General features: G+C 30.7%; 9 protein-coding genes and 1 pseudogene. 9 read left to right on the top strand and 1 reads right to left on the bottom strand.

The window, feature by feature from the left end; translation table 11 throughout:
- Window positions 1-126: 126 nt before the first annotated feature.
- The 3 genes from B5P42_RS16480 to B5P42_RS16490 all read left to right on the top strand — a co-directional run bounded on the left by B5P42_RS16480 (window position 127) and on the right by B5P42_RS16490 (window position 2,125).
- Window positions 127-303, top strand: a complete 177-nt coding sequence (locus B5P42_RS16480) for a hypothetical protein (protein WP_000671487.1) — start codon at window positions 127-129, stop codon at window positions 301-303.
- A 392-nt stretch (window positions 304-695) separates the two neighbouring features.
- On the top strand, window positions 696-1,124 hold the full coding sequence (locus B5P42_RS16485; RefSeq protein ID WP_113734684.1) for a helix-turn-helix domain-containing protein: 429 nt from the start codon (window positions 696-698) through the stop codon (window positions 1,122-1,124).
- 194 nt (window positions 1,125-1,318) lie between these two features.
- Window positions 1,319-2,125 carry a TIR domain-containing protein gene (locus B5P42_RS16490; protein WP_113734685.1) on the top strand — a complete coding sequence of 269 codons (807 nt, stop codon included), beginning with the start codon at window positions 1,319-1,321 and terminating at the stop codon, window positions 2,123-2,125.
- Window positions 2,126-2,175: 50 nt separating this feature from the next.
- Here B5P42_RS16490 and B5P42_RS16495 read toward each other — a convergent pair whose 3' ends face one another.
- Window positions 2,176-2,988, bottom strand: a complete 813-nt coding sequence (locus tag B5P42_RS16495; protein WP_113734686.1) for a DUF6414 family protein — start codon at window positions 2,986-2,988, stop codon at window positions 2,176-2,178.
- A gap of 526 nt (window positions 2,989-3,514) precedes the next feature.
- Between B5P42_RS16495 and B5P42_RS16505 the strand changes: the two are divergent.
- The 6 genes and pseudogenes from B5P42_RS16505 to B5P42_RS16535 all read left to right on the top strand — a co-directional run.
- Window positions 3,515-4,045, top strand: a pseudogene (locus tag B5P42_RS16505) (plasmid recombination protein); the annotation flags it as partial.
- Window positions 4,046-4,366: 321 nt separating this feature from the next.
- Window positions 4,367-4,987 carry a helix-turn-helix domain-containing protein gene (locus tag B5P42_RS16510; protein ID WP_113734687.1) on the top strand — a complete coding sequence of 207 codons (621 nt, stop codon included), beginning with the start codon at window positions 4,367-4,369 and terminating at the stop codon, window positions 4,985-4,987.
- Window positions 4,988-5,652: 665 nt separating this feature from the next.
- Window positions 5,653-6,288, top strand: coding sequence for a DUF3967 domain-containing protein (locus B5P42_RS16520; RefSeq protein WP_113734688.1), 636 nt, complete (start codon window positions 5,653-5,655; stop codon window positions 6,286-6,288).
- Window positions 6,289-6,903: 615 nt separating this feature from the next.
- Complete coding sequence (locus tag B5P42_RS16525; RefSeq protein ID WP_000668214.1) at window positions 6,904-7,686, top strand: helix-turn-helix domain-containing protein; 783 nt, start codon at window positions 6,904-6,906, stop codon at window positions 7,684-7,686.
- Window positions 7,687-7,798: 112 nt separating this feature from the next.
- Window positions 7,799-8,284 (top strand): small multi-drug export protein, encoded by a 486-nt coding sequence (locus tag B5P42_RS16530; protein ID WP_000638316.1) that lies wholly within the window; start codon window positions 7,799-7,801, stop codon window positions 8,282-8,284.
- Between the two features lie 110 nt (window positions 8,285-8,394).
- Complete coding sequence (locus B5P42_RS16535; protein WP_113709166.1) at window positions 8,395-8,673, top strand: hypothetical protein; 279 nt, start codon at window positions 8,395-8,397, stop codon at window positions 8,671-8,673.
- The last annotated feature ends 94 nt before the right edge of the window (window positions 8,674-8,767 follow it).

Below are 8,767 nucleotides of genomic sequence, written 5' to 3' on the forward strand. Positions count from 1 at the left end.
AAGATTAACTACCGATAAGTGGTGTTATGTTAACTTGGTAAAAACACGTTATATAAAAGGGTTTCCTTACTTTTATCGAGAATATACTTATGTTCTTGATTTGTTAATTAAAAGGGAGCGTTAATAATGAAATTTAATCAATTATTTTTATTTATTATTGGGGCATTTGTATGTAGTTTAGTATTTAATTTTGTTACAGGTAAATTTGAATGGAGTGTTTTTTACTTATTGATATTAGGGGCAATTTCAGGTTATCAAATTGGTAAAAATGAAATCAAAAAACAGGTAAACAATGTAAATTAAACTACCGATAATGAGAATTATGTAAAAAAAGTTAGCATGAATCTAGCTTTTTCTTTTTTTGATCACGGGTATTCTAATTTCTTTATTCATCATGTTTTGAATGTATACTTTTGTTATGTATTTTGAGGATATCAGGGTAATTGGGATGAAGTCAATGTTTAAGGTGATTTGAAAGTAAACTAATATTTAAAAGTTTACATTCGAGAAAAGTAAAAAAGAGTCCTATATTTATGGGATTCTTTTTTACTTTTCTGATAACATTGTATTAATTGAATGTACAGGGTAATTTAGTAACGATTTAAATATGTGAACCATTAGTTTACATGTATTAGAGTAATGGTTTCTTTATTGATTACGGTTTTATATGTAATGATTTCTTAGAGGTGAATAATATGAAATTAGGTTCGCAATTAAAAAAGTTTCGTGAATCAAAAAGCTTTTCACAAGAAGATGTAGCTCAAAAGGTTGGAGTGACTAGACAAGCTGTTTATAAATGGGAGAGCAATAAAAGTTATCCTGATATTGATAATTTGATTTTACTTAGTGAATTGTATGAAGTAACAATTGATGAGTTAATAAAGGAATCAGAGGATGTTAGAGAGGAGTTAGATAAAAAGGATAAGGATGAATGTGAGGACGATGATGATGAAAATGATTTTGCCTTTTTTATAGGTATTGCTCTTATATTTATAGGGATATTTATTGGCATTGAAGGAATATCTTTATTTATAACTATATTGGGAATGCTGATAATGGTATTTTATAGTGATGTGAAAAAAGCAATTATTAATGAATTTAAAATAAAAAGAAGGCCGAACTAGATTTTTTTCTAGTTTGATCTTCTTTTTATTTTATGTAAACAAATATTCAAAAGTTTACTTTCAGTAATACTAAAAAAGGTTTTTTAAGTTAATAAGATTTTTTGATGTTATTATATTCTTTTAAAATTTGTTAAAACGAAGTAAAATATTACCACAATAATATATAATCATTTTTTGATAGAAAGGAAATAAAAATGAATAAACAACAAAAAATAGCTTTAATTGATGATTTAATAGGAAGAATCGGATCCCTTTTACCTTTAGATTATAATGGGATATCAAATTTACAAAAAGAAACTGAAATGATCATAAAAAATATTGTTGAAGAATCTTCATCTGATTATATAGATTCTATAAATAATATACGTTTCTCTCCCAGCGTTTATCCAGCCAGTCCTAGCTTAGAATCTGATGTGTGGCATTCTGGAATCGAAAGGTTTTTAGGTTTGCTTGGTACGATTAAAAGAGAGATAGAATTATTTAGTATTGATATTGTAGAAAAAATGGATGAAATAAAATCTGAACAAGTAACAACAATAAAAACTAATAAAGTATTTATTGTTCATGGTCATGATGATGCTATGAAGCTAGATGTAGCTAGAACGATAGAAAAGTTAAAATTAGAAGCTATTATTTTGCATGAACAAGATGATGAAGGAAAGACAGTTATAGAAAAATTTGAATCTAATGCTATTGATTGTAATTTTGCCGTTATTTTATTGTCTCCTGATGATATGGCTTTTCCGAAAGGAAAAGAGGAAGATACAAAATATAGGGCTAGACAAAATGTTATTTTAGAATTAGGGTATTTTATTGGTTCAATAGGGCGTAAAAGTGTATTGACTTTAGTAAAAGATGATCCATCTAGTAAATTAGAAATACCTTCTGATTATGCTGGAGTTGTTTATACTCAATATGATGGAAATGGTGGATGGAAGTCAGCTTTAGTTAAGGCATTAAAAGCAAATGGTTATAGTGTTGATGCAAATGATTTATTCTAATAATGATTTATTTTTAAGTAAGATACTTTAAAAAAAGTATCTTATTTTTTTTAAATATAAATAGCAATCGGAACTATTTGTAGCGCTGGTCCCTTTACCTCAAAAGTTAATTTAGGAAGTTGCAAATTCATAGTTTGAATTGGATTAAATTGTTGAATTAGTTCTTGTTTAATTTGATTTGGTAAAAGCCCTAAACTTGTACCTCTTAGTAGATTAATAGATTCTTCACTTGATTCATCAAGACTTTTTATTACTTTTCCTAAGACTGTAAAGTGACCATCAATTAAATCTGCAGGTGTTTTATTTGTTAAATATTCATATTCTACTGGTACAACAGCTTTTATATTTTTAATTTCATGATTTATGGTTCCTACTAAATCTAATGTATTACCGTTTGAAATTTTTGTAATGAATTTCTTCATTTCGTTTGTTACATTTTGTGGTTTGTTTTTTGTTTTTGGATTTGGTGCTTGTTCGAATAAAGATGCTACTTCCATAAATTCTATAAACCCTTCAATTGTTGCAATCAATGGATTTTTTGTTAACAAGGCAGTAAATTCTACGAAATCTCCTGTTTCTAATTCGTTTATTTCAAAAGAATTATTAAGAGTTTTTAAAAATTTACGATTTTTAAGTTCATCTCGTAGTTTTGAGAATAAAGCTGATGGTGTAAAAATCTTTTTTTCATTAGGGTCTTTATGTATTGATAAAAATAATAGATCCTTATTTTCATTTGATTGATTAGATGTATCGTTAATATCAATTTTTTCAACATTTGAAAAACCTTGTTCGATAATAGTTAAAAGATCAAAAACTATTTTTTGATTTAAATAAATGGGAATTGATAACTGGCGATTTTCCATTGTGTCCTCCATTGATTATGTGACATAAATGTTTATAATACGTGGGCTTTTTATGTACATATTAAAGTTATATAGAAATCATAACACAAGAAATTATTATGGTGAGAGGAAAAATAATCGGTAAGTGTCAATGGTAAGCGGACTGGAATGGTTCAGCGGTTTGTGCTGATCCATGAAAGGAGCATTAAGGAATTGACACGTGTATCTGATTCTCCAACCTCTTGGCAGTTCCTCAAAACAATTTGTTTTGGGGATGCCAACCGGCGAGGGAGCCCCTCAAGGATTTGAGGGGTTGGGGAGTTCGATTGATGGGGTCAAGGGGAAGAGTTCCCCTTGTAGGTTCGGACAAAGTCCGAGGTATTTTGCTATGCTAAGCATGGCTCGGCGGAGCCGACAAGCGTCGCAGACCCCTATCGATTTTGATGCGAAAGTGTCAGAATAAGTATAGGGTTACGTCAATTGACACAATTTCGTCGCCTTGCTAGACTTATTATATCAATTAATCTAGGAGAAGTGGTGGCACTTTATGTTGTTCTTTATTTTATTTAATCAATCTCACCAAAGTTCATTGAGCCATCCAGATTAGAAAAAAATATCTATTTTGTACAAAAGGACATTCGAGTAGTATACGAGGATGTCTTTCAAGAAGCGATAGATAAGTATAATGAGAAACAAAAACGGAATGACCGCAAAATTAAGAATTACTATGACAAGATAAAAAAAGATACAAAGACACATGAGCAACGAGAATTGGTTGTAGCGGTTAGAGAAGGCAAAAATGACCCAAAGTATAGGGGAGCGAAAAAAGAAGCGTTAAAACGGTATGCTGAGGTGTTTCAAGAGAGAAATCAGAATCTAGCTGTCTATAACATGGTTTTACATGGTGATGAAGCCAATCCGCATTTACATATTAATTAATTATGTATCGAACTTTGAAAGTAATCGTGGGTTAACAAAACGTGTTGGAATGGATAGAGCGTTGCAATAGCCAAGGTATTGAAGGAAAAGGAACTGAATTAATTATGTTTGGCGTGTATTAAAGACAGCATATATTGAGCAATCAGATATTGTTTCAAAAACGAGATCATGATTATGGGATGGAGCGTTAAAAGAGTAGATGTTTTCAATTGATGAGGATTAAAGTTTTATGTAGAAATTTGTGGTAAAATGAAAAAAAGAAACTTTGCTGCGAACAAAGTTTCTTAAAAATTTTCCAGGTAGGAAACCACCCTAACCAAGAAAAATGCTTCTTAAAATAACTATTTATATTTTATCAAACAATACACGTTTTGGGAATGATAATATAGTTATTTGTTTTATTAAATATACATAAAAAATATTGGTTTTGGTTTCCTTCTGACATAATAGGAGGATAACGGTGAATAAAATTTTAGACTTCGGACAAGCTGAAAAAAATGCTAGACAAAGAGATTTAGAGTCTGAAAGAAAACAGTATGAAAATGATTTTGGTTTTTCAAAAGAGGAAATTGAGAAGGCGATGGAAGTAATTTCTCAAGCAACTGGTGAAGAGTTGTATTTAGGAAAGAAGAAAAAACCATCATCTAAAATTAGGTTTTCTCAATTTATCCAAGAAAACTGGAAGTTTTTAAGAGATGAAAAATATTTTACTAGTGAGGAAAAAGTATTTTTAACAGATTTACAATGTAATGTAAGTATGTATTCTAATGCGATCGTAGATGATGTTAAGAAGAAACTTCCTTGTGCGCTAACTATTGTAACAATTGCCGAGATTTTGAAAACATCAAGACCAAAAATTAGTAGAGTAGTTAATTCTTTGATTAAAAAAGGTGTCTTATCAAAATCGATATCAGGAGATTTTAAAGATAACCAGCAAGCAAAAGATTATGTTTTGTTTGTAAATCCAAACATTATTATTTCAGGTAGTAAAGATGACGTTTCAGAACATTTAGTTTTACAATTCAAAAATGTAATGAGTAAAAATACTGTCTTAAATAAGTTACCCATTAAATTATTTTAGAGTCGTTTTTACGGCTCTTTTTTTATTTGAATTTATTACCAATAGTACCGTATCAAATTTGATACGGTACCGTATCAAATTTGATACGCTAATAAAAAGTATGAATTGTATATATTACTAGGCTTAATCTACTTTTTGTATTTATAACTATCTCACTCTATATATATGGGCTAAAAGTTCCGCAAGGAACGGGTCGTATTTTTGAGAAAAACACTCAAAAATCTCCACCCTCATAATCAAAAAGTAGGTTCGTTCATACTCACCTAAAGGCTATCGCCTTTTCTTTTTGATTATGTCCTTGCAAAACTTTTTTCGGCTCGATATGCTTTTTTCGCCAAGCCGACAGACAAAACGCAAGATAATGGTTATCGACTTGGATAAGCAAGTATACGAGCCGAATCGCTTAGATCAATCGTTCAAAAATAGTTTTTATTTGAAATTTGGATACGTTAAGTTCATGGGGTTTCGTCCCCAAACGACGAGCCAGCACTCTAGCCAAAACACAAGAAATGAGCAAAAATTAAAGTTGTTTCTTATTCATCTGACAATTAACAAATGAAGAACAGCTGAAGAATATACAGGAGAACAAAAGAATAACAAGAAATTATTGTTATAATGCCTTTATTCTTTATTAGGAAAGTACTAAGAGAATAGGAGGAGAACAGATGTCTGAACAGTATACCCGGATGGCTTATTGGGGGAAGGATGTAGCAAATCGCTTAGGAATTGGTCGAAGCACTTTAACTAAATGGTGTCTTGCATTAGAAAATCAAGGATATTCTTTCGTCAGAGGAGAGAACAATAGTAGAGCTTTCATAGAACAGGATATTTTTGTTTTACAACATATGAAAGAATTAGTTCAAGCTAAGAATTTAACATTAGATACTGCTGTAAACGTTATATTATCAAGGTTTGATTTTGATAGAAGAACAGATGGTGTTCGTGAAGAGAACACCTTATCTAAAACTGAAGATAGTCATGCAATTCAATCACAAGAACAACTTGGAGAACAAGAAAATAAAGGAATGGTCCTTTTATTTCAACATATGGAAAAAATGGAATCTGAATTTTTAGTAATGAAACAAGAACTACAAGATATAAAAACTCAAAATGAATATTTAAAAGAAATAATTCGCAATCAAGAGAAACAACAAGCTCAAATAGAACATAATCGTTTTAGTAAAGAAGTTAAGCGTGATGAACAACTTATGTTGCTTATTCGTGATATGCAGGAAACAAAGAAGATGATAGTAGCCTCAGAACAGAAGAAATCGTTTTGGAATCGTTTATTTGGTAAATAAAATTTAAAAGTAATAATGTTGAAAAAAGAAGATATCCAAACTAGAGAATGACTAGATCCTGGATATCTTTTTTTATTACTAGAAGTACAGATAGCCAAACAAAAAAACACGCTAAGAGTATGCAAGATTTTATACAGTTTTTCGGCTAATCCAATAACAAAGAAGAACCCTAAAACCATGCCAGGATAGGAATGTATAAAAAATGCATAGGTCGATAGAACAAAGAAAGGAGGTTCCCTTGTAAGGGTAAGATTCCTCCTTGTCCTTGCTACCAATAATGATGCGTTATGTTAACCGGACATGCATACATATGCATTCAACCCTTTCGGATCTTCTTCAACTAAAGGGCCATATTGCTGAATATTTGCCTGTAGGAAGAACAAAAATTTGAACAGAATCATTAGGAGTAAAAAGGGGGAATGAAAAATATCCCCCTTTTTACTATGACTTATATCCGAATAAATCACTTTCAAAAGACACATAAGAAAAAAGCTTTAAAAGACGCAGTATAACAATAATGCAACCTTAAGTTGACAAAGTGCATTCGCTACGTGATAGAAAGAACAGCAATGCTTTTATACAATATAACTAACAAAATGAGAGGGGTTAAAGTAAATGAAATTTGGTGAAAAACTTTTTAAGCTTAGAAAAGAAAATGGATTTTCTCAAGAAACTTTAGCTGAAAAATTAAACACCTCAAGACAAGCAATTAGCAAATGGGAAAATGGTCAAGGATTTCCCGAAACAGAAAAGCTCTTAATGATTGGAAATATCTTTGAGGTATCTATTGATTACTTATTGAAAGATTCTGTTGAGGACAATGAAGGAAATGAAGAAGGTTATTATGTAAATAGAGAAATGGCAGAAGGTTTTTTGATAAGCACACAAAAAACTGCTAAGCATATTGGGTTAGGTTTTGGTTTTTTTGCATTGGCGTTTGAACCATATTTAATTTTAGGGAAAAACTCAATGTTAGGAATACTCCTAATTATTGTCATTGCAACATTAGGGATTATTTCTTTTGCAACATTAGGATTTGATCAAGGACAATATACAATTCTCAAAAAAGAAGTTTTATTGTTTGATTCAAATTATTTTAAAGAGCTAACAGTAAGATATGAGGGCTTTAAAAGAAAATATTTAGGTATATTGGTGATTGGAACTTGTTTACTGGCGGTGGGATTCTTAGCTTTTGCTTTGGAGAAAAAATTAGAGATGGGAATTTTGACTCCTTATTATCCAATTTTTGTGTTTTTAATAGCCGTTGGTCTATATATGTCAGTTCGTACTCTTACAATTCTTTCTGCATATCAATTATTGGTAAATAACGATGAACATACAAGCCGATTTAGTTTTAAATTAAAACAGAAAGCAAAGAAAAAATTTGATGAGTTTTAAAGATAAACTTTTCTTCAATATAATGGGGACATTTTCTTTTTAAAAAAGGAACGAGCGAACCAGAAGGATACTCTAAAAATGAAGGTAAAGTATATACGAGGGGGATTAGAAATTGATTTGGACATATTTTATTATCTTTTTGTTGGCAGCAATTCCTTTTTTTGAAGTATCAATGATAGTGCCAATTGCAATTATCGGCGGTATTCCAGCAGTTCCAGTTATTATTATTGCATTTTTAGGGAATTTATTAACTATAATTTTACTTATCGTGTTTATAGACTCGATTCGCAATTGGCGTAAAAAGAAAAAAACTAATGAAGAAATAAATGAATCCAAAAGTCATCAACGCGCTAAGAAAATTTGGGGAAAATATGGTTTACCAGGTTTAGCGTTTATTGGACCGTTTTTTGTAGGTAGTCATTTAACAGCATTATTAGCTGTCACATTTGGCGGTACACGTTTGAAAACTTTAGTATTAATGACAGCAAGTATTGCGTTTTGGGCAATCTCACTTGGTAGCGCAGCGTATTTGGGCTTTGATTTTTTAGTGAAAGATGAAGATGATTTTGGTTTTATCACAAGACTTTTAAATCGATAAAAACAAACATTCTTCCAGAAACGGACGCTTTAATTGAGCAAGAAACTAAAAACTTTTAACTTCCGCTTTCGGATTTTATGTAAACATACCTCAATGATAAAGGAGTTGGTATGTTGTTTAGAAAGTTTATAAGAAGATATGTCTGTTTAGTTTGTGGCTATAATTGTTTACCAGGACCATTCTATATTAGAGAAGGAATCCCAAACGTAAGTTTAATATGTGCTTGTTGCGCTTTTCAACCAGGATATGATGATGAAGAACTCGGGTGGACTATTGAAGCATATCGTGAGAATTGGCTTCAAGAAGGAGCTATATGGTTTGATCCAAAAAAGAGGCCAAAGTATTGGGATTTAAAGCAACAGCTAGCTAACATTAATATAAAAGATTAACTACCGATAAGTGGTGTTATGTTAACTGAACATGTATATGTTGTACATTATGAATCTTCATATTTTGAGATAAACATAGATGTGATAGGATGGT

It is taken from the genome of Bacillus sp. SRB_331, from assembly GCF_003264175.1.
Lineage (GTDB): Bacteria > Bacillota > Bacilli > Bacillales > Bacillaceae_G > Bacillus_A > Bacillus_A mycoides.